Raw genomic sequence first — 26,981 nt, forward strand, 5'->3', positions numbered from 1 at the left:
TGTGCCAATTGCCATGCGGGACCATAGCGCAGCACGTGGGCACATGGGCAAATTTTTTATTTCGTTTTGCTTTCCGAGATAATCAGCAGCTTGTCACCGGCGTGCAGTTGCAGAGAGCCATTGGGAATCATGAACTCGTTTCCTCTTTTTATCAGCATCACCAGCATACCTTTAGGCAGGTTCATATCCATTAGTCTGTTTCCTTTTGCCAGCATTTCTTCCGTCAGTACGATATCGCGGAGGTCTGTATTGATTTCCTCCGGTATCTCTACTCCGAAATCATTTCCTGTTTTTTCCAGTGGGGTATCCAGATGGAGTAATTTGGCCATCCATGAAATGGTCGTTCCCTGAACCACTAAAGACAATATGGTAATGAAGAATACGATATTGAAAATCTGAGTAGATCCCGGCACATCAGCTACTACCGGATAAGTGGCGAATATGATAGGTACTGCTCCGCGCAATCCCACCCAGGAAATAAACAGCCGTGAGTTGATGTTCATCTTTTTAAAGGGAAGGAGGCAGAGCAGGACACTGAGCGGGCGGGCGAGGACAATCATGAAAATGCCGATCAAGGTTGCCGGTATGGCGATGGACAACATTTCATGGGGATTCACCAGCAATCCCAGGCTCAGGAACATGATAATTTGGAAGAGCCAGGTCATGCCGCTCATAAAAGTAGCGATCTCCTTACGGTTTACAATGCGTGCGTTACCCACCATCATCCCTGCTATATAGACAGCCAGATAGCCGTTTCCTTTACACAGGTCGGTCATGGTGAATGTGAAGAAAATAAAGCTCAGCAGCAAGATAGGATAGAGTGACTGGTTCTTCAAGTCAATCTTGTTGATGATTGCTACCGCCAGTTTTCCCAGCAGGAATCCTGATATGCCACCCACAGCAAACTGAATCAGGAATGAAATCAGAATATCGTCTGCCCCCATGCCTGCCGACGTGATGAACTGTATCAGGACGATAGTAAGCATATACGCCATAGGGTCATTACTTCCGCTTTCCAGTTCCAGCATCGGTCGGAGGTTATGTTTCAGATTCATGCTTTGCGAGCGTAGGATGTTGAACACGGAAGCAGAGTCCGTAGAGGACATGGTAGCCGCCAGCAGCATGGCCGTCATCAGGGACATGGTAATGCTGACATTCGAGAATCCGGAAATCCAATAAATAAAGAATCCGGTGAAAATAGTAGTAAGCAACACACCGAAGGTGGAAAGCAGTATGCCTTGTGGCAATACAGGTTTGATATCCGAGTATTTGGTATCCATACCCCCTGAGAACAGAATGATGCTAAGGGCCATCATGCCGATGAACTGGGCTTCGCCCGCATCATGGAACTGGAGTCCCAGGCCATCGCTTCCGAACAGCATGCCGACCAATAAAAAAACAAGTAACGTAGGGATTCCGAACCGGTATCCGGTCTTACTCACTACAATACTTACGAACAATAGGATGGAACCTATCAAGAGAATGTTTTCTGCATTAAATATCATACTTCTGTGATCTTGTTTAATTTTTTAATATGATGTGCCAGCATCAGGCAGGCTGTGATAAACGCTAACAGATCGGATACAGGCATACTGAGCCAGATACCGTTCAGTCCCCACCAATGAGGTAGTAACAGCAGGCAGGGTAATAAATACAACAGTTGGCGGGACAAGGAGAGGAAGATAGAAATTTTCGCTTTCCCGATAGATTGGAAGAAACTGGAAATTACAATTTGTATTCCCACGAAAGGAAACATCAGTACTCCGATTTGTAACCCGGTGCGTGCCAATGCTGTAAGTTCTTTATCGTCTGTAAACATATTAACAACCAAATTAGGGAAAAGTTCGCTGAAAGCAAATCCCAACGAAGTGATGCACCCCCCTGCAATCATGCAATATTTCAAAGTCTGCTTCACCCGGCCGAATTTGTGTGCGCCATGATTATAGCCCACAATCGGTTGCATTCCCATAGTCAGCCCCATGATAACCATTACAAACAGCATCAGCAGACGGTTTAATATGCCGTATGCGCCGATAGCCAGATCGCCCCCGTAGAGCAGCAGGCTCTTGTTGAATATAATGACAATGGCCGAAGCGCAGACATTCATCAGGAACGGCGACATACCTATACTGAAGATATTCTCTACGATCCGTTTCCTTAATTTGAATATCCCTTTCTTGAAGCGGATATAACTTTTTTCCTGCATGAAATGGCTCAGCACCCATATCATGCCGGCAAACTGTGAAAGGATGGTTGCCGTGGCTGCTCCGCGGATTCCCCAACCGAGCCAGAAAATAAAGACAGGAGCCAGAATAATGTTGCATCCCACTGTCAGCATGGAGGACAGCATTGCCTTTCGGGGATAACCGGTGGCACGCATGATATTATTCAGTCCGATCATTACATAGGTGACAGGACTTCCTATTAATATAATCTGCATAAAGTCGCGGGCGTATGGCAACGTGTCATGGCTTGCCCCGAAGAAGAACAGAATCCGGTCCAGAAACAGCAGGGTGATGCCTCCGTAGAAAATAGAATTTATCACACAGAGCACCGTTACGTTTCCCAGCACTTTCTCGGCACCGTCCGTATCCTTCTGCCCCAGGCGGATAGAAGAAATGGTAGCGCCACCCACCCCGACCAGTGTACAGAATGCCACCAGCAGATTCATCAGCGGAAAAGAAATAGCCAAGCCCGATATGGCCATGGCGCCGACACCATGACCGATAAATACACTATCAATAATATTGTACAGTGATGTCAGTGTCATCCCTATGATGGCAGGGATAGAGTACTCTAAAAGTAGCTTTCCGACCTTTTCTGTACCCAGTATGTGCGGGTTGTTTTCTTTCATTCGCGTTTTTGTTATTTTTAAGCTTTGCAAAGTTAGGAATATGGAGGATTATTCGGACCTTTGTGGCGTTAAATCAAACTAAAAGTAATATGAATTCAACAAAAAGCATAGCAGCTTTATTCGATTTTGACGGAGTGGTAATGGATACTGAGACTCAGTATAGTATATTCTGGAATGAACAAGGACGGAAATACCATCCGGAGCTTCCCGAATTCGGCCGGTTGATAAAAGGACAGACCTTGACACAGATTTATGCCAACTATTTTGCCGGAATGGAAGAGGTGCAGCATGAAATTACAGAAGATTTGAACAAATTTGAAAAAAATATGTTATATAATTATATCCCGGGCGTAGAGGCTTTCCTGAAAGAATTGAGGGAAAACGGGGTAAAGATAGCTATAGTCACAAGTTCAAATGAGATGAAGATGAGCAACGTATATAAAGCACACCCGGAATTGAAGCAAAGTGTGGACCGTATCCTCACTGCTGAAATGTTTACTCATTCCAAGCCTGACCCCGAATGCTTTCTGTTAGGTGCGACAGTTTTTGACACCGTGCCGGAGAACTGTGTGGTTTTCGAGGACTCGTTTCATGGGCTTGAGGCGGGGAATCGTGCCGGAATGACTGTGATAGGACTGGCTACCACCAATCCTGAAGAGCAAATACGTGACAAGGCAAATGCTGTTATTCAGGACTTTAATGGATTCAGTTTCGAAAAAATGAAGAATATGATGAGGTAATGTCAACTAAAACATCTACCTTTGCAGCCGTTTTTTATAAATTAAAGTAAATATGGCAGGATATATTTCGGGCGATACACGCAAAGTAACTACCCACCGTTTGGTGGAAATGAAGCAGAGAGGCGAGAAAATTTCTATGCTTACCTCCTATGATTACACGACAGCGCAGATTGTAGATGGCGCAGGCATCGATGTTATATTGGTAGGTGACTCCGCTTCGAATGTCATGGCAGGAAATGTGACCACACTTCCTATCACCCTTGATCAGATGATTTATCATGGAAAGTCTGTGGTCCGTGGGGTGAAACGCGCGCTTGTTGTGGTGGATCTGCCTTTTGGCACTTACCAGACTTCCGAATACGAAGCGGTGACCAATGCGATCAAAGTAATGAAGATTACGCACGCTGATGCTTTGAAACTGGAAGGGGGTGTGGAGATCATTGATGCGGTAAAGAAAATCATTGCTGCCGGCATTCCCATCATGGGACATTTGGGGTTAATGCCGCAATCTATCAATAAATATGGAACCTATACTGTACGCGCCAAGGACGAGGAAGAGGCCGAGAAGTTGTTGAGCGATGCACATTTGCTGGAAGAGGCAGGGTGTTTTGCGCTGGTACTTGAGAAAATCCCTGCGTCACTGGCAGAGCGTGTGGCCAGGGAACTGACCATTCCCGTTATCGGTATCGGAGCCGGTGGCGCGGTAGACGGGCAGGTGCTGGTCGTATCGGATATGCTGGGGATGACCAACGGTTTCAGTCCTCGTTTCCTCCGTCGTTATGCCGATCTGCATACAGTTATGACGGGAGCCATACAGCAGTATGTGGATGATGTGAAAAAAGGGGATTTCCCTAACGAAGACGAACAATATTAAAAGTTTTTGCTGATATGTATGATGACTTCTTCTTTCCGTATGAAAAGGCAAAACTGTGGACTGGGAATATGTTTTTGTTATCCCTTTCCAATTTTTTGCTTTATGCATCACTATACATGATGCTTCCTGTGCTGCCTTTATGGATGGTGCGGCACTGGTATTGCAGTTATGCGGAAGCAGGAGCAGCCATTGCTGTTTTCGGGCTGGCCATGTTCCTTCCGGGAACATTCAACAGCTACCTTATTGATACGTTCAAACGTAAAAGTGTGTGCTTTATAGCGATATTCCTGTTTGTGGCATCCAGTCTGCTATATCCGTACGTTGCGACCGTAGGATTTGTAGCTTTGGTCAGGGCTGTCCAGGGAGGGCTGTTCAGCGTCATTACCATGACTACGGGCAGTACATTGGTGATTGATGTCACTGCTTCCCGCCGCCGCACGGACGCCAATATCGCTTTTGCCTGGGCGGGTCGTTTTGGAATGGTGGTGGGTCTTGCCTTGGGGATCTATATTTATCCTTATTGGAATTTTCACCATATCATTTATACCAGTATGGCTCTGGGAGCGTTGGCGCTGGTGCTGATTCCGGCGGTGAAAGTTCCTTTCCGTGCTCCGCTCAGCACTTCATGGTTCTCGCTGGACCGTTTTTTGCTGCCGCGCACTTTGTGGCCGGGGATGAATATGATGATGGTGGCCATTATCTTTGGGATATTGGTGGCACATATTTACAATGAATTGTTTTTTGTTTGTATCCTGATAGGCTTTGTCCTGTCTTTGCTGCTTTTGCGTTACGTGCTTTCTCATGCTTCCGGTCGTTCGGAGGTAGAGCTGGGGCAGGCGGCAATGATAGGAGGATTGTTATTGCTCGCTTTTTCCAATAGCTTGATGAACAGTTATATAGCTGGTATTTTGTTGGGGATGGGAACCGGAACCACTGTGTCACGTTTCTTTATAAAAATGATCAGCCTGCCGAGGCATTGCGAGCGGGGAACGGGAAACAATACCTATCAGCTGATGTGGGAGGCAGGAGTACTGATTGGTTTCCTGTTTGAGAATATGTGGACTGAGGGTCATCCCGATACCATTTATTGGATATGTATCGGTATCTGTGTCGTTCTGCTGCTGATGTATGAGTTCTTCACACATCCGTGGTATTACAGAAAGATGGAGGAAAAACAGTGAAATATGGCAACTTACATAAATTAATAATATAAAGAATATGGCAGACGACAAAAAGATTATCTTTTCGATGGTGGGCGTAAGCAAAGCCTTCCAGGCGAACAAACAGGTATTGAAGGACATCTACCTATCCTTTTTTTACGGTGCTAAGATCGGTATCATCGGTCTGAACGGTTCGGGTAAATCAACACTGATGAAAATCATTGCCGGACTGGAGAAAAGTTATCAGGGAGAAGTGGTGTTCTCGCCGGGCTACTCTGTAGGCTATCTGGCACAGGAACCGCATCTGGATGATGAAAAGACAGTGAAAGAGGTGGTGATGGAAGGAGTGCAGAGCATCGTGGACACACTGGCGGAATACGAAGAAATAAACAATAAGTTCGGGCTTCCCGAATACTATGAGGATTCTGAAAAGATGGATGCGCTCTTTGCCCGTCAGGCAGAGTTGCAGGACATCATTGACGCTACGGACGCATGGAATTTGGACAGCAAGCTGGAACGCGCCATGGATGCGTTGCGCTGTCCGCCCGAAGACCAGCCGGTGAAGAACCTCTCGGGAGGCGAGCGTCGCCGTGTGGCATTGTGCCGTCTGCTGTTGCAGAAGCCGGATATTCTGTTACTGGACGAGCCTACCAACCATTTGGATGCGGAAAGTATCGACTGGCTGGAACAGCATTTGCAGCAATATGAAGGTACGGTGATTGCCGTAACCCACGACCGTTACTTCCTGGACCATGTAGCCGGATGGATTCTGGAACTGGACCGTGGCGAAGGAATTCCCTGGAAAGGAAATTACTCCAGCTGGCTGGAACAGAAGACCAAACGCATGGAGATGGAAGAGAAAGTGGCAAGCAAACGCCGCAAGACCTTGGAACGCGAGCTGGATTGGGTGCGCATGGCTCCCAAAGCCCGTCAGGCAAAAGGAAAGGCCCGTCTGAACTCTTACGACAAATTGTTGAATGAGGATGTGAAAGAAAAGGAAGAGAAACTGGAAATCTTCATCCCGAACGGTCCCCGTTTGGGAAACAAGGTGATCGAGGCCAAAGGAGTGGCGAAAGCTTATGGTGACAGGCTGTTGTTCGATAACCTGAATTTCATGCTGCCCCCTAACGGCATTGTCGGTGTAATCGGTCCTAACGGTGCCGGCAAGACTACCTTGTTCCGTTTGATTATGGGACTGGAAACCGTAGACAAAGGTACTTTCGAGGTAGGAGAGACCGTGAAACTGGCATACGTGGACCAGCAACATAAAGATATCGACCCTGCCAAGTCCGTTTATCAGGTGATCAGCGGTGGAAACGAACTGATCCGTCTGGGAAACAGGGATATCAACGCGCGTGCCTACCTCAGCCGTTTCAATTTTTCGGGAGCCGATCAGGAGAAACTTTGTGGAATGCTTTCGGGTGGTGAGCGCAACCGCCTGCATCTGGCTATGGCACTGAAGGAAGAAGGCAACGTGCTGCTGCTGGACGAGCCTACCAATGATATTGACGTGAACACGCTGCGCGCATTGGAAGAAGGTCTGGACGATTTTGCGGGCTGTGCGGTGGTGATCAGCCACGACCGTTGGTTCTTGGACCGTATTTGTACCCATATCCTGGCTTTCGAAGGAAACAGTGAGGTCTTTTTCTTTGAAGGATCCTATTCGGAATACGAAGAGAACAAGATGAAGCGTTTGGGTAATGAGGAGCCGAAACGGGTGCGCTACCGCAAGCTGATGGAAGACTGATGACGCCCTGTCTATAAAATCTTACCCAAGTGTACGAACAGTAACGTATTCTTGGGTAAGTTTGCATATACACACAACGGCTCGTCAGAAATGTATGGCAACTTCCTCAGTATAAAGACGTTTTTGAGGTTAAGAGCCTTTTTATAATACACCTATCTTATTATGCGCGCACCGCATGGAATCCCCGTCGGGCCCGTGTCCCGGGGTCATCCGGCAGGATGAATGTGGTTCACTATAAATATAAATTCTCTATCTATAGACCTGCCACTGTAAATTGTAACCGATTTGTAGTTTGTATATCGTTTCTATTAGCTATCTTTGCAACGTCTTTTAAGACATTAATTATAATATTAATTAATAAAAAGTTTATGGTAAAAAGAATGCGATCTTTTTTTGCGGTGGTTATGTTGGTAATCGCTGCTACTGTTAACGCTCAGGTCACTACCTCGTCAATGAGTGGAAAGGTGGTCGATCAAAGCAATGAAGCCATTATCGGCGCGACGATTCAGGCTATTCATGAGCCGTCCGGCACCCATTATGGGGCCATTACCAATGTGGACGGCCGTTATTCCATCCAGGGCATGCGTGCCGGCGGCCCTTACAAAGTAGAAGTTTCTTATGTAGGTTATCAATCAGTGGTTTACAAGAGCATCAATCTCCAGTTGGGAGAGAATTACGTATTGGATGCGAACTTGAAGGAGTCTACCGAACTGCTGGATGAAGTAGTGATAACCGCTTCCAAGAGCAGTAATATGAAGTCTGACCGCGCCGGAGCGGTGACTAATGTCGATGCGGCCAGAATGTCGGAAGTACCTACGGTGAGCCGCAGCATGAATGATATCATGCGTCTGACCCCTCAGGGAGCCAATATCGGTAGCGGTTTCTCAGTGGGTGGAGGTAACTACCGCCAGTCTTATGTCACTGTAGACGGAGCCGCTTTCAATAATGCCTTCGGTATCGGCTCGAACTTGCCGGCAGGCGGTTCGCCTATCTCTCTGGATGCGTTGGAACAGATTTCCGTTTCCACCACTCCCTTTGATGTCCGTCAGAGCGGGTTTACAGGAGGTGCCATCAACGCCGTGACAAAGAGTGGTACGAATGAGTTCAAAGGTACAGCCTATATGTATACTTCCAATACCCACCTTACCGGTAATAAGGTAGAGGACTATGAACTGACCCGCAACCGTGACCACAGTACCACCTACGGAGCTTCTTTGGGAGGTGCGATCATTAAAAACAAGTTATTCTTCTTCGTGAACGGCGAATATCAGGATAATGTGCAGGCAGGTCCGTCGGGCATAGCGCGTAGCGGCGCCAATGACGAATGGAGCACCAACGGCATCGTGCACCGTCCGTTCGAGAACACCACAACGGTAGGCGGCCGTACCTTTGTGGGGATGAACAACATCAGCCAATACCTGTCGGAAAAATACAACTATAATCCGGGACGTTATCAAGGATACTCTTTGGAAACTCCTTCTTATAAGATCATGGGGCGTCTGGACTGGAACATCAACAACAACAACAAGATTAATTTCCGTTTCACCCATACCCATTCCAAGTATTCCTCCAACCCTTCCTCTTCCACCACTCCGTTTAAGGATTCAATCATTTATCCGGGCGGAGTAGACGGCAGTGCGGGCAAGAGCAGTTCGGGACGTACAGCGAATGCCGGTATGTATTTTGAAAGCTCACGCTACATGCAAGAGCAGAACTTCACTTCCATAGCTTCCGAATGGAATTCAAAGTGGGGCGCAATCAATAACGCCTTGCGTTTTACTTATTCTTATCAGAACGAACCTCGTACTTACGAAGGTGGAACATTCCCTACGGTGGATATTCTTGACCAAGGCTCCCTGTATGCCTCATTCGGCCCGGACCCCTTTACAGAAGGGAACTTGCGCCAGGTGAAGACCTTTGTCATTACCGATGAATTCAATTTCTCCAGCGGTATCCATAACTTTATGGGCGGTATCCAGTTTGAGTCCAATAAGGCAGTGAACGGATTCATGCAGGCGGGTAGCGGTTATTATGTCTATTCCTCTTGGGATGATTTTGTGAACAACAGAGCTCCGGCTGCTTTCGGTGTCACTTATTCCAACACCGGGGACGGTTCCCAGTTCCTGGCGAATATGAAGTACCAGCAGCTTTCTTTCTATCTGCAGGACCAGATGAATATCACAGACAACTTCAGACTGACTGCCGGGGTGCGTTTCGAACTGCCCATTTATCCGGAGCTGAAGAACAACTATAACAAGAATTTCGCACAGATTGACTTTGACGGATATCATTACGCCACAGACCAGTTGCCTTCATCCTACCAGCTGACCGCCTCCCCCCGTATCGGCTTCAACTGGGACCTTACAGGCGAGCGTAAGTATGTATTGCGTGGCGGTAGCGGTTACTTCATCGGCCGTCTGCCGTTCGTATGGCTGGTTTCGGCAGTAGGTAATGCCAATTGCGGACAAAGCACCTATTATTATAACGAGCAGAAGGACGCTAAGTACGGACAACCGAGTTTCCACACCAGCGTGGCTGATATGTTGAAAGATCCTAACTTGAACCTTCCGGCGGCTACCGATCCTGCCGCACCTTCCGGAGCCACCATCATTGACCGCGACTTGAAGATGAATGCCACCTGGAAGTCATCATTGGCTTTTGATGCAAAACTTCCCGGAGACATTGACTTTACGTTGGAAGGTATTTTCAGCAAAGAGTTCAATCCGGCTACAGTGACCAATTTGGGACGTAAGTTTAAAGGAGAGCAGGAGATAGCTCCGGGTGATGTCCGCAGAATGTTTGAGTACTCCAATGCGAACAAGACGGATGCTTATTATATCACCAATGCGGGAAACAGCGCTTATTATTACTCACTCACCGCCTCACTGGCCAAGACATTTGATTTCGGCCTGCATCTTTCCGCTTCCTACACCCGTTCTTATGCCAAGTCGTATGGCGACGGCATCGGCGACCAGGTGAACTCGGCTTATTACAACAACCGTTACTCTGTCAACGGAAATAATGACACGGAGACGGGCTATGGTACGTATGTATCGCCCAACCGTGTGCTGGCTTCCGCCGCTTACCGTATTAAATACGCCAAGAATTTCGCTTCCTCCTTGTCTTTGATTTATGAGGGTATGAACATGGGCTATGCCGGAGGATATTCCGCCGCCCGTTATTCCTATACATTCACCGGAAATATTGTAGGCGATTACGGCTCAAACAACTTGCTGTACATTCCGGCATCCCGCGAGGCGCTGGATAAGTGGAACTTTGCCGATTATACTGACAGCAAGACGGGTGAGGTGACTTATTCTGCCAAGGAGCAGCGCGATGATTTCTGGGCTTACATTAATGAGGACAGTTATCTGAAAGGCCGTAAAGGCAAGTATGCCGAACGCGGAGGAGCCATCATGCCCTGGCATCATCAGCTGGATTTGAAGTTCAATCAGGATTTCTTCCTCAATGTAGGGGGCAAGCGCAATACCTTGCAGTTCGGAGTGGATATCAAGAACTTCCTGAACTTGCTGAACAGCGACTGGGGAATTTATAAGACGGTGAACAATACTTCCTTGTTGAGCTATAAGGGCGGCGCTTACCAGTTCCAGAAGAACGGAGGAAAGAAACTGACTGATACGTATTCCAATCTGAACAGTTTCAATTCTACGTATTCCATACAGTTCAGTGTCCGTTATATCTTTAACTAAATGAAATAGCCTGTATCAGACAATACAGGAACAGGATAGAGAGGCGTACCCATGAAGGTGCGCCTCTTTTTGTATGCACATTCTTTCGTTTTCTTTTTGCTCTGTCATTTTGAAAGTGAGAGAGCCTGAATGAAAGTGACCTGTCGTTTTGTCGTAGGGGCGGGCCGGATTTGTCCGGATCAGTGGATACGGCTTTGGGAATAAGGTATGCTGAAAATAGTTCCGGCGGTTTCCATTTGCCCTTCTTTCTACAGTAATATGTGGCAGTTGCTCTGGAATTTCCGGACAGTTTTCCCCTCTTTTGAGGCGGCTTTTTGTTCTTTTCTTAACATAATTGTCATATTCCGCCTAAAAAGTACCCTTTTCGTTTAAATAATCTAATATAAATTCAATTTATATGAATTAAATTTTTATCTTTGTCTTTCCTATTGGGAATGAAATACTAATTAATTTAAATCAAAGACAAAATTATGAGAAATCATCTAAAGCATTTCCTCCTGTTGGCAGTTCTGACAATCTGTTTCACTGCTACGGCTGTTGCGCAAGGAACAGTAAAAGGTAAAGTAGTAGATGCCGAGAACAATGAGCCATTGATTGGTGCCACTGTATCGGTCAGCGGTACGACACTGGGTACTGTAACGGATATTGACGGTAACTTTGTGTTGAAACTTACCTCTTCTAAGGCTACTCTTGTATTCAAGTACTTGGGATACAACGAAATTACGCATCAAGTAAAAGGAAGCAATACGATAGACTTGGGTGAGGTCAAGATGTCTCCAGATGCTATTGGTTTGGGTGAGGTCAGTGTTATTGCCTCTATTATAAAGAGCGACCGTCAGACTCCTATTCCTATTTCTAACGTGAAACTGGCCAAGATAGAGGAGAAAATAGGTAATTTGGAATTCCCCGAATTGCTGAAATCAGTTCCTTCGGTGTATGTAACCCGTGAAAGTGGTGGCTATGGTGATTCCCGTATCAATATGCGTGGTTTTGATTCGTCCAACCTAGGCGTGCTGATCAATGGTGTGCCCATCAACGGCATGGAAAACGGTAAGGTTTATTGGTCTAACTGGTCCGGTTTGTCTGATGTGAGCCAGTTTATTCAGGTACAGCGTGGTTTGGGTGCGTCAGCATTAGGTATTTCTTCTGTGGGAGGAACCATGAATATGGTTACTAAAAGTACCGAAGCCCAAAAAGGTGGATCAGCTTATTTCGGTATTGGTAACGATGGTTTCCGCAAGTATTCGGTTTCTTTCTCTACCGGACTGATGGACAACGGATGGGCTATTACATTCATGGGGGCGCTGAATACGGGAGATGGTTACGTGAAAGGTACCAATTATGAAGGATGGACTTACTTTGGAAATATCTCGAAGGTAATCAACGATCATCATAAATTGTCATTGACAGCTTTTGGAGCTCCTCAGTGGCACAACCAGCGCTCGACCATGCACTATATCGAGGATTACAAGAATAGTCCCGATGGCGGACGTTTCAATAACGGATATGGTTATATCAACGGTGAAGCGGTAGGTAGCGGTTATGGCTATAATTATTATCATAAGCCTCAGGTTTCTTTGAATCATTACTGGACTATCGACGATAAATCGACACTGACCACTTCTCTATACGGCTCAATGGCTACAGGCGGCGGACGCCGTGCACGTGGCGCGATGAGTAATTGGCTGACTATTGATAACAATACCGGCCGTCCCAAGGATGGTGCCATGATGACTCCGGACGGTTTGTTCGACTACGAACGTGCTATGGCTGCCAATGCGGCTTCTCAAAACGGGTCGCAGGTGATTTTTACCAATGCTGTCAATGACCATGACTGGTATGGCATGCTGAGTTCCTATAAGAATCATCTGACTGAGAACCTGACTCTTACGGGAGGTGTTGACTTACGTTACTATAAAGGGTATCATACAGAGGAAATTGATGATTTGCTGGGTGGTGAGTTCTATCTGCAGACCTCGCCGCTGGCATTCCAAACCAAGAACCAGTTGCTGAAAGTGGGTGACAAGTTCAATTACTATAGCATTGGAGAGATATTCTGGGGTGGTGTTTTTGCACAGGCTGAATATAATACCGACAAGTGGTCGGGATTCCTGTCGGCATCATTGACTGAAGAGGCTTATAGATATGATGACCGTGGTGGTACGGATTCAAGATACTCTGCCACGGGTGCGGATAAACTGGACAGAGTGTCCAGCCTTCAGAATTTCCTGCCTTGGAGCGTGAAGGGTGGTTTTAACTATAAGTTCAATGACAACCACAATGTATTTGTCAATGCAGGATATTTTACCCGCGCGCCTTTCTTCAACTCTGTCTTTGCAAGCAATACGGCAGCTCCCGAAAAGGATGTACCCTACGAAAAAATTACTACGTTTGAATTGGGTTATGGATTTAGCACGGAACAGGTCAATATTGCATTGAATGGTTATTACACTCAATGGATGGATAAGTCCTTGCGCCGTAAGATCGGTCAGGAATATGCCAACCTTACAGGCTTGGACGCTGTTCACATGGGTGTGGAGCTGGAAGCGACTTACCGTCCTGTCAAGTCCTTTGAATTGAAAGGTATGTTCTCTTTAGGCGATTGGAAATGGAAAGATGATATTCACTTCACTATGTATGATGAAGCGAATAATCCTATCGGAACATACGACGCTTATCTGAAAGATGTCCATGTGGGTAACTCCGCACAGCTCACTTCCGCATTGAGCGCTTCTTGGGAACCGTTCAAAGGATTTAAAATCTCGGCCGACTACAACTTCTTCGGCAAGAACTATGCAGACTTCGATCCTCAGAACCGGGTGAATGAAGCGGATGCCGGTATTGACTCCTGGAAGTTGCCAGATTATGGTACGATTGATTTGGGCATGAACTATCGTTTCAATATTACCAAAGATATCCGTGCCATCGTATACAGTAATGTATATAATTTGACTAATACGGAATATATAGCCGATGCTAAGGACGGTACGAACCATGACTGGAAAACTGCATTGGTATATTATGGCTTCGGTACTACATGGTCTGCCGGTTTTAAAGTAATCTTTTAATCTCTAAAATAGTCAATAAATATGAAGTTAAAATATAATTTAATTGCATGGTCTTTGTTGGGATTCTTTGCTGCGGCATGTGATCCCATGGACGATATTTATAATGAAATCGATGCGGAAGGTACAACGAACACCCAGACGATGGCGGAATATGTACTGACTGATGCCGATTACGAAACGATCAGCTCTGCAGCGGCGAAGGCTGCCACTTCGGATGCTGAAAAAGCCTTGGCGAATGCCGTCAAGACGGATAAGGCTCTGAACGAGTTTGCATCGGCTGAGAAGTATGTTCCTTCCATCATCGCGAAGATGCTGCCTTCATGGGGGAAAGGTTCTTCGGTAGGAGTGACCTATAACTATCAGAATACTCCTTCCGATTACGTACTGGAGTATAGGACAGTGACTAATACTTCTTTGGGTGATAAGGATTATGAGGCTTTGTGGGGTGAAGGCTCTCCCGTGAAGTTCCTGGCTCCGGCACATGCTCCAGCTACCGTATTGCCCGGGTGGCTGGCCGGTCAGTATAAGGATGCGGCAAAAGGTGATCTTGTGCTGGTGGATTACAAATATGACGATGTTGACCCTGAATTTACAGGTGAGGATTTGTACTCTCAGGACTTTGAAACGGTTGAAAAAGACAAAGATATCGTATTGGAAGGCTGGGAGCAGGTGACATTGAAAGGTGATAAAAAATGGCAGGGAAAGATCTATAGCAATAATGGTTATGCACAATTCTCGGCCAACAATTTTGAGGGTGAAGTGGATACTTGGTTCATTTCTCCGGCAGTAGCAGTGACGAGCAAAGATGCCGGACTGTCTTTCGACATAAAGTTCGGATACTATAATGCAGATTGTCTGGATGTATTGGTTTCCGATACATATGCGGGAAATGGTTCGATTGATATGGCACAGTGGACTAGCGTGAAAGACCAGTTCACTTTCCCTGAAGGGCCTGCCAACGGCTACAACGATAATTTTGTGAATGTAGGGAAAGCCGGTCTGGAGGCATACAATGGTAAAAGCGTTTATGTTGCGTTCCGCTATGTAGGCGAGGGGCCCAAGGCGAAAACCACTACTGTTCAGCTCGATAATGTAAGTATTTCATCGGCTGTATTGGCTCCGACGAATGAAAAGCCTTATAATGCATTGTATCAGTTTGACGGAACGGATTGGAAGGTTAAAGAAGATAGCAGATTGGTTGTAGTGGCTCCTGCCGATTATGACGCTATGGGAAGCCCGGGCAGTCATGATAACTTCAGCACTTCGGATGCTCCGGAGAATTATCTGCCCCAGTTCCTGGCTCAGAAATTTCCATATGCCCAGGAAGGGGATTCAAAAGCCGTCATGTACAAATATTATAATAAGGTAACGACGATTGAGGTGGACGAGTATTTGTTCAAGGAGGGTACATGGGTTCTGAATAACAATATTGAACTGAAAGAAAAAGTGAATTTTGTACATAATGGAACCGAGTGGTTGTTTGATCCGACGGTAACGAAATCATTGGCTTCCGAAGATTATTTGATTTTGGAAAATTGGGTGAAAGCGAATAAGGATGCTGGGTATATGGATGCCAAATATGGAAACTCGGAATACTGGTTCGGTGGCAGCTCTTATTATGTAAACTTCAATATCCAGTTGGCTAAACGCCGTTCGAATGACCCCGATGGGGTGGTGCCGGCAGATGATAAAGAGGCTGAGGCTTATTTGTTGTCTATGGTTCAGGAGGGTATTGAATTGATCTTGGCAACAGAGTATCCTACAGCCGGCGCGCAAGTAAGTGGGGTTGATTGTTTCTATGTCATTTCTGCAAAAGTGTATAATGGGCTTGAAACATTTACTTATACTTATACTTTTAAAGGTTTAGGAAATGCTAAATTTGAACTGCAAGGTGAGCCTGAAGTAACAAAATAAGGTTTTAAATTTGAAGATAAATAAAGGGGCTGGTCGTGAATGACAGCCCCTTTATTGTTGCTTACAGTTTATAAGTAAAGGATGTGAACTCATCGTTAGAGGGTAGAAAAGTAGCGACCTCAAGCCTGTTGCATGATATTTCTTTGAATATTTACAGGCTGTAAGTTAAAAACATAAGGAGTTAACCGGCAGGACAGTCCTTTTTCTTTTTTATTACGAAACTCTTTATACAGTTATTCCCGTCTTTGTATAAATGCTTTCTCCCTATAGAGGTGAGTGACATATTGGAACATTAACAATTTATTAGCAGATAACTTTCTTGAAATCCGCTTTTTTTCGTTCCTTTGTATTGAACTGCTTTCAACAGAATTAAAATAACTTTAAATATCAAACGCTTATGTGTAGTGAAGGATTGCGTGAAAGATATGTAAATCCCTATACGGACTTTGCATTCAAATTATTGTTTGGAACCGACTTGAACAAAGAGATTCTTATTGGCTTCTTGAATGCCTTGTTCGATGGCAAGCAGGTCATTGAGGATGTCATCTACTTGAATACAGAGCATCTGGGCAGCAAAGAGACTGACCGCCGGGCTGTCTTTGATGTCTATTGTGAAAATGAAAAAGGAGAAAAGATTCTGATAGAAATGCAGAGAGGGGAGCAACAGTTTTTCAAGGACCGGAGTATTTATTATGCTACCTATCCTATCAGGGAACAGGCTATTAAAGGGGAAATCTGGAACTATGAACTGAAAGCAGTGTATGTGATCGGTATCTTGAATTTTGCCTTGGATGATGTTTCGTCTTCCGGCTTCCGCCATGAAGTGAAGCTGATGGATACAACTACTCATGAAGTGTTTTTTGACAAACTGACTTTTGTGTATCTGGAAATGCCTAAATTCCATAAAACCGAGCAGGAGTTGGATACGTTGTTTGATAAATGGATGTTTGTGCTCAAGAATCTGGCCCGTTTGATGGAACGTCCTACTTCCCTTCAAGAACGTGTGTTCAACCGGCTGTTTGAGGCTGCCGAAATTGCTCAGTTCTCAAAAGAGAACCTTTATGCCTATGAGGAGAGTTTGAAAGTATATAGAGATTGGAACAATGTGATTAATACAGCTATTCAGAAAGGCATTGCAGAAGGTGAATGGATGAAAGCCAAAGCTATTGCAGGAAATTTGAAGAATGCCGGGCTTTCCATAGCTGAAATCGCAAAAGTTACCGGACTTTCGGAAGATGAGATAAACTCCCTTTGATTCCTCGGATAAGAGCATAAAAAAACTCCTCCGATATAGATCAGAGGAGCTGTTCTTTTTGAAGTAAAATTGAATTATGCTTCAGCAGGAGCTTCAGTAGCTTCAGCAGCAGGTGCTTCTTCAGCAGGAGCGTTAGCGGCTTCTGCTTCAGCTTTGGCAGCGGCTTCAGCAGCTTTCTTCTCAGCTACTTTCTTGGCAATTTCTTCATTTACTTTCTTTTCAGCTTCCAAACGAGCTTTTGCTTCAGCTTTCTTTGCTTCATCCAGTTTAGCCTTCAAAGTAGCCAGACCAGATTGTTTGTTGTTCTTCCAAGCTTCGAATTTAGCTTCAGCTTCTGCTTCTGTGAATGCGCCTTTGGCAACACCGCCCAGCAAGTGCTTTTTCATGTAAACACCTTCTTTTGACAAGATGTTACGTACTGTGTCAGTAGGCTGTGCACCGCACATTACCCAATGAAGTGCGCGTTCAAAATTCAAATCTACTGTGGCAGGATTGGTATTAGGGTTGTAAGTACCAATTTTTTCAGTAAATTTACCATCACGTGGAGCTCTTACGTCTGCGATAACGATTGAATAAAACGCATAGCTTTTGCGTCCGTTTCTTTGCAATCTGATTTTAGTTGCCATTTCTAAATAATGTTTTTATAATTAATGATTTGAATTAATGCTAATAACCCGTATTAGCGGGTGCAAAGGTAAGACTTTTCTTTTGAATCGCAAAGACTTGGATGAGATAAAATATAATTTTTATAAAAAGGTGAACGGACATAGTGTTAATCGCTAGAAAAATTATATATTTGCAACAGTTACAATTTAACTAAAAAATAAAAATTATGATTTCACAAAAATTACAAGAAGCAATTAATGCTCAGATTGTAGCCGAAATGTGGTCGGCCAATCTTTATCTTTCCATGTCTTATTTCTTCGCTGCGAAAGGCTATGAAGGTTTTGCTTCATGGATGAAAGCGCAGGCTCATGAGGAGAGTGATCATGCTGATGTGTTGGCGCAATATGTGATGAAACGTGGCGGACAAGCCAAGGTGGGGGCTGTGGATGCTGTTCCTCAGGAATGGGCTTCTCCGCTGGATGTGTTCGAGCATGTATACAAGCATGAATGCCATGTTTCCGAATTGATTGACAAACTGGTAGATGTTGCTTCTGCTGAAAAGGACAAGGCTTCTCAGGATTTCTTGTGGGGATTTGTACGCGAGCAGGTAGAAGAGGAAGCTACCGTTCAGGGTATTTTGGACAAGATCAAGCTGGGTGGTGATGTGGCTTTGTATCATTTGGATATTCAACTTGGCGCAAGAAAATAAGCGAAAGAGAAACGAATGCCTGTTTTTTGTCTTCTGCAGATAAAGATGCAGGTGTTTATCGGAAATAGAAAGTGGGTGTGTCAAAATCCAGTTTTTGGAAATATGAATTTATAATTTGAGCATCCTAAAAGACTAAAGAAAGGGTCGCATCAAACTCTGTATTGGTACAACCTTCCGCGATAGCGTATAAGCTATAAAAAAGATAGCCGTCCAGATTTTGGGGCGGCTATTTTTGTGTCTGCTTCCATTTGCCCGGAAGTAAATCACGATATTTTTCTATAGAGGTATTGGGAAACCATGCGGCACAACGGTCTATAATGTCGCATAGGTATTCAAATACGTTTATACCACACCTGTGACAGGTAATGGCCAATGAATAAGTGTTATAATTACTATCTGTAACTTTTCGGAGCAGTCATTTTTGTTTTGCCAGATCTCCTTGCTTTTTTACAGTATTTCTCTCAGCCATTTTTCTAATTCTCCCGTCCATTGGCGCTTATAGGTAAAGCTGTCGCGGAAACCCCAGCCGTGGCCGCCGATAGGATAGGTGTGGAGGGAAGCAGGGACTTTATTCTTTACCAGCGCCAGGTAATAGCTCACGCTGTTGCTGACGGGTACAGCTCCGTCATCGCTGCTATGCATGATGAAGGCGGGAGGAGTGTCGCCTGTTACTTGCAGTTCATTGGAGTAAAGTCTCACTAGCTCTTCTGACGGGCTTTTCCCTAAAAGATTGTCACGTGAGCCCTTATGGCAGTTGGACAGATCCATGCTTATGACGGGATAAAACAGGATCTGAAAATCCGGACGCGTTCCGGCTGTATAGTGGGTGGCTGCCGTACTGGCCAGATGTCCGCCCGCAGAGGCCCCCATGATACCCACTTTTTGAATATGCCATTCGTTGGCGTGTTCTCTCATCAGCCGGATAGCCTGATGGGCGTCGCTCAACGGTACATCATGGTGTCCGTTTGGCATACGGTATTTCAATACGGCGTATGTGATGCCTTGTGCGTTGAACCAGTCTGCCATATCGTGCCCTTCGTGATTCATTGCCAGGCGTATGTATCCCCCTCCGGGACAAGCCACGACAGCCAGTCCGTTCGGTTTGGCTGCCGGATAAATGGTAAGGGTAGGCTCACTGACATTGGAAATCCGGTTGTTCTCTAATTTCTGCTCGGGAGTGGTGATGCCGTTGGAGTTGGGGGCGCCATCGGGCCATAATTCCAACTCTACAGGTTTCTGGGCAGATAATGCGGTAGAGATTGCAAGTAAACTCATTAGTAAGATTCGTTTCATATAGCTTTTATTTTCACGGTATTTGAAAAAGGGTTATTTTTTCTTTATATGCATACTGGCTTTAACCAGCCATATGATCAGGAGGATATAGGCGGCCATTGACAGCACTTCGCTCAACGGGTTGCTCAGCCATTCTTCGTTGATCAGATTGATACCGCCAAAGCGCATGGCGGCACTGACAACCCCCATCAATGCGCCTCCGGCTATGAATCCGGATGCCAGCAAAGTTCCCTTCTCGCCACGTTCGGCATTCACTGCCTCGTCTTTGCTGCGGGTAGTGACATACCAGTTCACCGCTCCACCTACCAGCAACGGCAGGTTCAATTCCAGTGGAATGAACATACCCAGCGCAAAAGCCAGTGCGGGTACTTTGAAGTAGGTCAGCACCAATGCCAGCACAGCGCCTATTCCGTAAAGCAGCCAGGGAGCGCCTACACCGTTCATCAGCGGGTCTATTACGGCTGCCATCGCGTTGGCCTGCGGAGCTGCCAATGCGCCGGTGGAGAAGCCGTAGGTCTTGTTCAGGATCATGATGACGCCGCCCACAGTTGCTGCCGATACTAGTGTGCCGAGGAATTTCCATGTTTCCTGTTTGGCAGGAGTACTGCCCAGCCAGTAACCTATTTTCAAGTCTGTGATGAATCCGCCTGCCATAGAGAGTGCCGTACAAACCACACCACCCATAACCAGTGCAGCAACCATGCCGGTAGCACCTTTCAGTCCAACGGCAACCATTACTACTGAGGCAAGTATCAGTGTCATCAGTGTCATTCCCGATACAGGGTTAGTGCCGACTATGGCGATAGCGTTGGCTGCTACGGTGGTGAACAGGAATGCAATGCCGGCTACGAGCAGGATGGCTACAATGCTGTGTAATACATTTCCATGCATCACATCAAAAAAGAAGAACAGTAAGATCAGCAGGATGGTGAAGATGGACCCGAAGGCGATTATTTTCATGGAAAGGTCTTTCTGCGTGCGGATGACGTTTGCTTCCACCTTCTTGCCGCCCATCTCTTTGGCGGCCAGTCCCACAGCACTCTTTATAATGCCCCATGAGCGCACGATACCGATCACACCGGCCATGGCGATACCACCAATACCGATACTTTTGGCATATTCCTTGAATATAACTTCGGGTGACATTTCGCTGATGGTTTGTGTCAAGGCCGGATTCCATGCATTCAGCACTTGGTCGCCGAACAACAGGGCCATACCTGGAACAATAACCAGCCATACCACCAATGAACCGGCACAAATGATAGCCGCGTATTTCAAGCCGACAATATAGCCTAGGCCTAATACTGCTGCACCGGTGTTTATTTTCATCACCAGTTTGGCTTTTTCGGCAACCATCTCACCCCAGCCGCATACGCGGGTGGTGAAGTTTTCATTCCACCAGCCGAATGTGGCTACAATGAAATCGTACAGACCTCCTATTAGTCCTGCAAAAAGCAATGGCTTTGCCTGGCTTCCGCCTTTCTCGCCGGAAACAAGCACTTGCGTACTGGCAGTGGCTTCGGGGAAGGGATATTCGCCATGTTTGTCGCTGACGAAATATTTACGGAAGGGGATGAGGAACAGGATCCCCAAAATACCTCCCAGCAGTGAGCTGACAAACATCTGAAAGAAGTTGACTGTCATTTCGGGGTATTTGTCCTGCAATATATAAAGGGCGGGCAATGTGAAGATGGCTCCTGCCACTATGACTCCCGAACAGGCACCGATGGATTGGATGATGACATTCTCACCTAACGCGTTTTTACGCTTGGCGGCTCCCGATACACCTACGGCGATGATGGCGATAGGGATGGCGGCTTCAAAAACCTGTCCCACTTTTAATCCCAGGTAAGCTGCGGCCGCCGAGAATAATACCGCCATGGCGATACCCCATAGCACAGACCATAGGTTTACTTCGGGATATTTTTTGTTTGGTGACATGATGGGGTGATATTGTTCCCCCGGTTTCAGAGGTCGGAACGCGTTATCGGGCAATCCAACCGATTTTTCTTCTTCTTGTTTCATGTTTCTCTATGTTGTTATTTTTGAAATTTATCATAATAAATGCCCAAAAATAGTGAAAAAATAGAGAAACATCCTCATGATTTGATTAGAATATCTGAAATTTCAATCCAAATGATAGTCTCAGATAGTCATCGGGTTTCAAATAACTGTTGTTGAACGCACTGACAACGTATAAATCGCATGTGCTGATTTCGTAGAATGCGGTGATGCTTTTAGAGAACTTCCGGTACTTTTCGGGCACATCGAAACGGACGCGTTGTCCCAGAAAGATATGGGTGCGGATACGGGTGGAAAATCCGTAGTATCCACGGGGATAGCGCTCAGGTTCGCTTGTCCAGAAATCATCGCTGAATACGGTGTTGAAATAGATTCCGGTAGTCAGCGGTTCCAGCGAGAAGTCTTTGCCCAGCCAGATACTCCACGGGATATAATTCTGTTTCAAGGTCATGGTCATCTTGAAATGTTTGGATGAGTAGCGGGGGATGAAGCCCAAAAGAAGATCGGTTTCCCATTGGCCTCTTTTTCCATAATCCCAGCCTATGCCCCAGGATAACAGGCCCATTCCACCGGCGTACTGTAATTTGGTGTGGGTGGGGATCAAAGCTTCCCACGCACGCCTGTAACGGTGTACGCGCTTGTCGTATTTATGGTGCCGGTTTGGCATTTGGGTTACAATATCTTCCTCTTGGTTTTGAACGGAAGGAGAGGAGACAAGTATGTTGTCTTTGGATAAGATGGAGTAAAGTGTATTATTTTCTTGGGCTTGTGCCGTAAAAGGCAATAGTGGCCACAATAGGTTCAGAAATATCTTTTTAAAATTCAACTGTTTCATAATCGTAGGTTCCATCTTCTTTAATGGTGAATAATAAGTAGATGCGTTTGTCTATGCAGGGGCATTGGAAATACAGAACTCCGTCGTTGAATAGATCATCTACTGCGAATTTGTGTTCATGGCCGTAAAGACAGAACTGGACTTTGGGGAACTGGTTGACGTATAGTTGGAAGATTTTTGCTACATTGTTGTTGAATACAAATTCAAAAGGTTTTACGTGCATTGCGAATACCGTTTTTTCTATTTCAGGCGACAGGTTGTTCAGTTCATTTTCTATAAAATTGAAATCGGGAACCGGTTCCGAATAATCATATTCCATCGCATTGGTATTGAGGCAGATAAAGCGTACATTTCCGGCTGTGAAGGCGAAGTTGGGATCTCCATAAATGGCTCTGTATGCGTCTTCACCTGTACCCAGGCAGTCGTGGTTGCCTAAAAGGCATACGTAGGGCATCTGGAATTTGTTAAATATGTCCCGCATCCATATGAATTCTTTTGTGACGCCGAAATCGGACTGGTCTCCTCCGTGAATGACAAAGTCTATGTCACCACGGGCATTGAGGGCTTTTACAACATCTTCGGTAGAGTTGTACCATCGTTGGGTATCACTGATCATGGCAAAGCGGATTGTTTTTTTGCCTTGCATTTTGTTTTCTATCAACTGGATGTTTTTGTTGGTCAGTTCTCTTTCTCCTGTAATATGTACATCGTATGGATGGGTTTCCAGCATGTCACAGCCACTGAAACAGAGGGCCAGCAGGACAAAGAATAATAGCTTGTTTGTCATTGTTCTCTTAAATTTGCTGCAAAGTACGTTATTTTAATCAGAATAAGAGTGGCTTATTATTGGGGAAAAATGTTCTTTTTTTCTTATTTTTTTGTCTTTACTTGGATACAGGCAGGCGGGGCAGTGTTTTCCGGATATAAAAAGAGGATGTATCAAACTCGAATCTTCTTTTGTTTTGATACATCCTCTCTCTTATGATGTGAGAATTCTATTCTGCAACTGTGCTTTTCGGGGTCATATCACCTTCTATATAAAGACGTGTCATTTCATTTTTCCCGTTTGTGCGGATAGTGATTGATTTCTTGAAATGTCCCGGAAATTTGCCGGCTCCATTATAAGTCACTGTTATCTGTCCACTTTCACCCGGTTTGATGGGCTCTTTAGGATATTGGGGAACAGTACATCCGCAAGATGCGATCGCTTGATGAATGACCAAGGGACCGTCTCCCGAATTTTTGAATTTGAAAACGCAAGTAACTTTCGGGCTAGACTCGGGGAATGAACCGAAGTTATGTGTTGTTTTCTCAAAGGTTATTTCTGCTTCTCCTTGAGATTGCCATACGGCTGCGTATGTGGTTAACCCTATAATCAACAATAATGTTGAAAGCAAAATTTTCTTCATTAGTTCCACTTTTTAAAAATTATCGGGGCTAAATTACTGTTTTTTTTATAAAAGGTCTTTAACTGTTAGTGAAATAAATGGTAAATTAACACCTTTAAAAATAAGGGACAAAGATAATCAACCCTATGAGGGCGGCAAAGATAGCGCAAATCAGTACGGCTCCTGCCGCTATGTCCTTTACGTCTCCGGCTATAGGATGGTAGTCTGGTGATACCAGGTTTACCAGGCGTTCTATGGCTGTGTTGAATGCTTCGGCAGCCAGTACCATTGCAAAGCACAGGAGGATGACAAGCCATTCGGTGCGTGTTATTTCAAACCGGATGCCTGCAATGGTTACGGCGATGATGGCTGCGCAATGTATCCAGGCATTGTGTTCCTTGCTTAAAAAACTACATACGCCTTTCCAGGCGTATGTAAAGCTTTTTAGTCGTTTATGCAGTTCATTCATTTTTTTAAGTTTGGGGTGAGTTTATCCTCTGTTTACCTGTTTTACTCCTTTTACTGTCTTTATCTTTTTTACTAATGATTCCAGCTTTGAAGTATCATCTACCATTACGGTCATCATGCCGCTGAACAGCCCGTCGTGCGAGTCGATACTGATGGAACGGAGCAGGATATCGTTTTCCTTATTGATAATGGAGGTGATATTTGTCACAATTCCTATATCGTCATGGCCAACGATGCGCAGCGTGATGGGGTATTGTTTGCCGTGGCTTTTCCCAGCCCAACGCGCCTTTACGATACGGTAGGCGAAACGTGATTGCAACTCCCGTGCGTTAGGACAGTCGGTACGGTGTATTTTGATTCCTCCGCTGATGGTTACAAATCCGAATACATCATCGCCATAGATAGGGTTACAGCATTTGGCTAATTTGAAGTCCAGTCCTTTCAAATTCTGATCAATGACCAGTACGTCCTCTTTGAAGGTCTTGTCGTCCTGTGCTGTCTGCATGCTGAAATTCTCGGCGCTGCGATAGACAATATCTTCCCGGTTTTCCGTTTCCTTTTTCTTCAGTTCCAGGTATTTTTCGATGATGTCGTTCGCATCTCTTGTCTCGTTGGCTATGTCCTGGTAGAACTCGGTTACGGTTTTGTATCCCAGCTTTTTTATCAGGCGCATCATCACTGCTTCATCGTATTCCAGTTTGCGGTTCTTGAATTTACGTTCTATGGTTTCTTTGGCGAACTCTGTCTGGCGGGCTTCTATCTCTTTGATGGCCTGGCGTATTTTGGTTCTTGCCTTCGAAGTGGTGACGATGTTCAGCCAGTCGCGTTTGGGTGTCTGGGTGTTTGAAGTCATGACTTCTACCTGGTCACCGCTGTTCAGCGTTTGCTTTAATTGTGCGTTCTTTCCGTTCACCTTTGCTCCGATACACTTGGACCCCAGTTTGCTGTGGATGGCGAAAGCAAAGTCCAGTACGGTCGCTCCTTTCGGCATCTTGTACAAGTCACCTTTGGGGGTGAATACGAATACTTCGTCTTCGTATAATTCCAGTTTGAACTGGTCCATCACTTCCAGGTCACTGTCGGCGTTCTCCAGTGTTTCCCGGATGGAGGTCAGCCATTCATCCAGACCGCTTTCTCCTTTTACGCCTTTGTAACGCCAGTGGGCTGCCAGACCACGTTCCGCTATCTCGTCCATGCGTTCGGTGCGTATCTGTACTTCCACCCATTTGCCTTCAGGCCCCATTACAGTGGTATGCAAGGATTCGTATCCGTTACTTTTGGGTACGGAGAGCCAGTCGCGCAGACGTTTGGGATTGGGCATATACATATCGGTCACAATGGAATATACCTGCCAGCATTCTTGTTTTTCCTTGTCGACGGGAGAGTCCAGAATGATTCGGATGGCAAACAAGTCATACACTCCTTCGAAGGGACATTTCTGTTTCTTCATTTTCTGATAGATGGAATGGATGGACTTGGTACGCCCTTTCATGTGGAACTTCAATCCTGCTTCTTCCAGCTTATGCTGTATCGGTTCGATAAAGGCGGCTATGTATTTGTCACGGGAGGCTTTCGTTTCGTTCAGTTTGTCCTTTATATGATAATATACGTCGTGTTCAGTATATTTCAAGGAAAGGTCTTCCAGCTCCGATTTCAGTTTGTATAGCCCCAGCTTGTGTGCCAGCGGTGCGTACAGATAGGCAGCTTCGTTGGCTACTTGGGTGCGTGCTTCTATATTGGGAGTCTCCTTTATCTGTCTCATCAGGTTCACGCGGTCTGCAATGATGATCAGAATAACACGCATGTCTTCGGCAAAGGAGAGCAGCAGGTTGCGGAAATTTTCCGATTCTATGGTAGGGCTTTTGGAGTATAGCTCATTGATTTTCACAAGACCGCGTATGATCCCCGCTACATCCTCTCCATATTCCTGTTGTACAGATGCTAAGGTGCATAAATGGTTCTTTACCGATTCGTGCAGCATGATCCCCAGGATGGAAGCCCGTTTCATCCCAATTTCCTCGGCCACGATGACAGCGGTCTGCATATCTTTGATGATAGGATTCATTCCGAAACAATTTCGTGGCAGGTTACCTTCGGCAACTGCTTTTATGAGGTGTATTTTTAACTTATGGCAATCACCCTTCTGCAAGGTGTCGCCGGATAATTGCAGCAATCGTTTATAGAGGGCGAACAGTTGCTCACGCTCTTTGGCTGTGAAAAATGCTTTTTCTTCCATAACACGTGAAATCTTTTCGAGGGTAAAGGTAGTTTTTTTCTTTATTTATTAGGTAGTGTTCTCGCATTTTTTTGTATTTTTGGGCAATTAATAGTGAAAGAA

General features: G+C 45.5%; 19 protein-coding genes. 9 read left to right on the forward strand and 10 right to left on the reverse strand.

The window, feature by feature from the left end:
- Positions 1 to 56: 56 nt before the first annotated feature.
- Positions 57 to 1,505 (reverse strand): potassium/proton antiporter, encoded by a 1,449-nt coding sequence (locus AB5062_RS01890; RefSeq protein ID WP_228680459.1) that lies wholly within the window; start codon positions 1,503 to 1,505, stop codon positions 57 to 59.
- Positions 1,502 to 2,854, reverse strand: a complete 1,353-nt coding sequence (locus AB5062_RS01895; protein ID WP_005843272.1) for an MATE family efflux transporter — start codon at positions 2,852 to 2,854, stop codon at positions 1,502 to 1,504. Before AB5062_RS01895 ends, AB5062_RS01890 begins: the two co-directional genes overlap by 4 nt.
- A gap of 89 nt (positions 2,855 to 2,943) precedes the next feature.
- Between AB5062_RS01895 and AB5062_RS01900 the strand changes: the two genes are divergently transcribed.
- From AB5062_RS01900 to AB5062_RS01935, 8 genes are all read left to right on the forward strand, one after another.
- Complete coding sequence (locus AB5062_RS01900; protein WP_005848024.1) at positions 2,944 to 3,594, forward strand: HAD family phosphatase; 651 nt, start codon at positions 2,944 to 2,946, stop codon at positions 3,592 to 3,594.
- Positions 3,595 to 3,646: 52 nt separating this feature from the next.
- On the forward strand, positions 3,647 to 4,468 hold the full coding sequence (gene panB, locus AB5062_RS01905) for a 3-methyl-2-oxobutanoate hydroxymethyltransferase (RefSeq protein WP_005848022.1): 822 nt from the start codon (positions 3,647 to 3,649) through the stop codon (positions 4,466 to 4,468).
- Between the two features lie 14 nt (positions 4,469 to 4,482).
- The gene (locus AB5062_RS01910; RefSeq protein WP_005843278.1) at positions 4,483 to 5,649 is read left to right on the forward strand and encodes an MFS transporter; all 1,167 of its coding nucleotides are present in this window, start codon (positions 4,483 to 4,485) and stop codon (positions 5,647 to 5,649) included.
- Between the two features lie 37 nt (positions 5,650 to 5,686).
- Entirely contained in the window at positions 5,687 to 7,375 is a 1,689-nt protein-coding gene (ettA, locus tag AB5062_RS01915; RefSeq protein WP_118292346.1) for an energy-dependent translational throttle protein EttA, read from the forward strand.
- Between the two features lie 368 nt (positions 7,376 to 7,743).
- On the forward strand, positions 7,744 to 11,085 hold the full coding sequence (locus AB5062_RS01920; protein ID WP_005848017.1) for a carboxypeptidase regulatory-like domain-containing protein: 3,342 nt from the start codon (positions 7,744 to 7,746) through the stop codon (positions 11,083 to 11,085).
- Between the two features lie 470 nt (positions 11,086 to 11,555).
- Entirely contained in the window at positions 11,556 to 14,153 is a 2,598-nt protein-coding gene (locus AB5062_RS01925; protein ID WP_008667283.1) for a TonB-dependent receptor, read from the forward strand.
- 21 nt (positions 14,154 to 14,174) lie between these two features.
- Complete coding sequence (locus AB5062_RS01930; protein ID WP_005848013.1) at positions 14,175 to 16,067, forward strand: choice-of-anchor J domain-containing protein; 1,893 nt, start codon at positions 14,175 to 14,177, stop codon at positions 16,065 to 16,067.
- 397 nt (positions 16,068 to 16,464) lie between these two features.
- Positions 16,465 to 17,322 (forward strand): Rpn family recombination-promoting nuclease/putative transposase, encoded by an 858-nt coding sequence (locus AB5062_RS01935; protein WP_005848011.1) that lies wholly within the window; start codon positions 16,465 to 16,467, stop codon positions 17,320 to 17,322.
- 74 nt (positions 17,323 to 17,396) lie between these two features.
- On the opposite strand, the gene AB5062_RS01940 is transcribed toward AB5062_RS01935, so the two are convergent.
- A complete protein-coding gene (locus tag AB5062_RS01940; RefSeq protein WP_005843292.1) occupies positions 17,397 to 17,948 on the reverse strand; it encodes a 30S ribosomal protein S16 in 552 nt (183 codons plus the stop codon).
- A 206-nt stretch (positions 17,949 to 18,154) separates the two neighbouring features.
- Between AB5062_RS01940 and AB5062_RS01945 the strand changes: the two genes are divergently transcribed.
- Complete coding sequence (locus AB5062_RS01945) at positions 18,155 to 18,637, forward strand: ferritin (protein ID WP_011965728.1); 483 nt, start codon at positions 18,155 to 18,157, stop codon at positions 18,635 to 18,637.
- 447 nt (positions 18,638 to 19,084) lie between these two features.
- Here the strand turns inward: AB5062_RS01945 and AB5062_RS01950 are convergent, their stop codons facing one another.
- The 7 genes from AB5062_RS01950 to AB5062_RS01980 all read right to left on the reverse strand — a co-directional run bounded on the left by AB5062_RS01950 (position 19,085) and on the right by AB5062_RS01980 (position 26,879).
- Positions 19,085 to 19,930 carry an alpha/beta hydrolase gene (locus AB5062_RS01950; protein WP_005843296.1) on the reverse strand — a complete coding sequence of 282 codons (846 nt, stop codon included), beginning with the start codon at positions 19,928 to 19,930 and terminating at the stop codon, positions 19,085 to 19,087.
- A 33-nt stretch (positions 19,931 to 19,963) separates the two neighbouring features.
- Positions 19,964 to 21,955 carry an OPT family oligopeptide transporter gene (locus tag AB5062_RS01955; protein WP_005843297.1) on the reverse strand — a complete coding sequence of 664 codons (1,992 nt, stop codon included), beginning with the start codon at positions 21,953 to 21,955 and terminating at the stop codon, positions 19,964 to 19,966.
- Positions 21,956 to 22,040: 85 nt separating this feature from the next.
- Positions 22,041 to 22,802: a hypothetical protein gene (locus AB5062_RS01960; protein WP_041174459.1), complete on the reverse strand. Its 762-nt coding sequence runs from the start codon at positions 22,800 to 22,802 to the stop codon at positions 22,041 to 22,043.
- Complete coding sequence (locus tag AB5062_RS01965; RefSeq protein ID WP_005843301.1) at positions 22,768 to 23,574, reverse strand: metallophosphoesterase; 807 nt, start codon at positions 23,572 to 23,574, stop codon at positions 22,768 to 22,770. Before AB5062_RS01965 ends, AB5062_RS01960 begins: the two co-directional genes overlap by 35 nt.
- Positions 23,575 to 23,782: 208 nt before the next feature.
- Complete coding sequence (locus AB5062_RS01970; RefSeq protein ID WP_005843311.1) at positions 23,783 to 24,196, reverse strand: DUF1573 domain-containing protein; 414 nt, start codon at positions 24,194 to 24,196, stop codon at positions 23,783 to 23,785.
- Positions 24,197 to 24,290: 94 nt separating this feature from the next.
- Positions 24,291 to 24,644 (reverse strand): diacylglycerol kinase family protein, encoded by a 354-nt coding sequence (locus AB5062_RS01975; protein WP_005843313.1) that lies wholly within the window; start codon positions 24,642 to 24,644, stop codon positions 24,291 to 24,293.
- A gap of 21 nt (positions 24,645 to 24,665) precedes the next feature.
- Positions 24,666 to 26,879 carry a bifunctional (p)ppGpp synthetase/guanosine-3',5'-bis(diphosphate) 3'-pyrophosphohydrolase gene (locus tag AB5062_RS01980; protein ID WP_005843316.1) on the reverse strand — a complete coding sequence of 738 codons (2,214 nt, stop codon included), beginning with the start codon at positions 26,877 to 26,879 and terminating at the stop codon, positions 24,666 to 24,668.
- Positions 26,880 to 26,981: the final 102 nt, after the last annotated feature.

It is taken from the genome of Phocaeicola sp. RTP21359st1_B8_RTP21360_211022 (assembly GCF_040911965.1).
Lineage (GTDB): Bacteria > Bacteroidota > Bacteroidia > Bacteroidales > Bacteroidaceae > Phocaeicola > Phocaeicola vulgatus.

What these genes read in the sequence shown, in the direction of transcription:
- AB5062_RS01890 (WP_228680459.1), bottom strand. Translation starts at nt 1,505, where the DNA reads ATGATATTTAATGCAGAAAACATTCTCTTGATAGGTTCCATCCTATTG.
- AB5062_RS01895 (WP_005843272.1), bottom strand. Translation starts at nt 2,854, where the DNA reads ATGAAAGAAAACAACCCGCACATACTGGGTACAGAAAAGGTCGGAAAG.
- AB5062_RS01900 (WP_005848024.1), top strand. Translation starts at nt 2,944, where the DNA reads ATGAATTCAACAAAAAGCATAGCAGCTTTATTCGATTTTGACGGAGTG.
- panB (WP_005848022.1), top strand. Translation starts at nt 3,647, where the DNA reads ATGGCAGGATATATTTCGGGCGATACACGCAAAGTAACTACCCACCGT.
- AB5062_RS01910 (WP_005843278.1), top strand. Translation starts at nt 4,483, where the DNA reads ATGTATGATGACTTCTTCTTTCCGTATGAAAAGGCAAAACTGTGGACT.
- ettA (WP_118292346.1), top strand. Translation starts at nt 5,687, where the DNA reads ATGGCAGACGACAAAAAGATTATCTTTTCGATGGTGGGCGTAAGCAAA.
- AB5062_RS01920 (WP_005848017.1), top strand. Translation starts at nt 7,744, where the DNA reads ATGGTAAAAAGAATGCGATCTTTTTTTGCGGTGGTTATGTTGGTAATC.
- AB5062_RS01925 (WP_008667283.1), top strand. Translation starts at nt 11,556, where the DNA reads ATGAGAAATCATCTAAAGCATTTCCTCCTGTTGGCAGTTCTGACAATC.
- AB5062_RS01930 (WP_005848013.1), top strand. Translation starts at nt 14,175, where the DNA reads ATGAAGTTAAAATATAATTTAATTGCATGGTCTTTGTTGGGATTCTTT.
- AB5062_RS01935 (WP_005848011.1), top strand. Translation starts at nt 16,465, where the DNA reads ATGTGTAGTGAAGGATTGCGTGAAAGATATGTAAATCCCTATACGGAC.
- AB5062_RS01940 (WP_005843292.1), bottom strand. Translation starts at nt 17,948, where the DNA reads ATGGCAACTAAAATCAGATTGCAAAGAAACGGACGCAAAAGCTATGCG.
- AB5062_RS01945 (WP_011965728.1), top strand. Translation starts at nt 18,155, where the DNA reads ATGATTTCACAAAAATTACAAGAAGCAATTAATGCTCAGATTGTAGCC.
- AB5062_RS01950 (WP_005843296.1), bottom strand. Translation starts at nt 19,930, where the DNA reads ATGAAACGAATCTTACTAATGAGTTTACTTGCAATCTCTACCGCATTA.
- AB5062_RS01955 (WP_005843297.1), bottom strand. Translation starts at nt 21,955, where the DNA reads ATGAAACAAGAAGAAGAAAAATCGGTTGGATTGCCCGATAACGCGTTC.
- AB5062_RS01960 (WP_041174459.1), bottom strand. Translation starts at nt 22,802, where the DNA reads ATGGAACCTACGATTATGAAACAGTTGAATTTTAAAAAGATATTTCTG.
- AB5062_RS01965 (WP_005843301.1), bottom strand. Translation starts at nt 23,574, where the DNA reads ATGACAAACAAGCTATTATTCTTTGTCCTGCTGGCCCTCTGTTTCAGT.
- AB5062_RS01970 (WP_005843311.1), bottom strand. Translation starts at nt 24,196, where the DNA reads ATGAAGAAAATTTTGCTTTCAACATTATTGTTGATTATAGGGTTAACC.
- AB5062_RS01975 (WP_005843313.1), bottom strand. Translation starts at nt 24,644, where the DNA reads ATGAATGAACTGCATAAACGACTAAAAAGCTTTACATACGCCTGGAAA.
- AB5062_RS01980 (WP_005843316.1), bottom strand. Translation starts at nt 26,879, where the DNA reads ATGGAAGAAAAAGCATTTTTCACAGCCAAAGAGCGTGAGCAACTGTTC.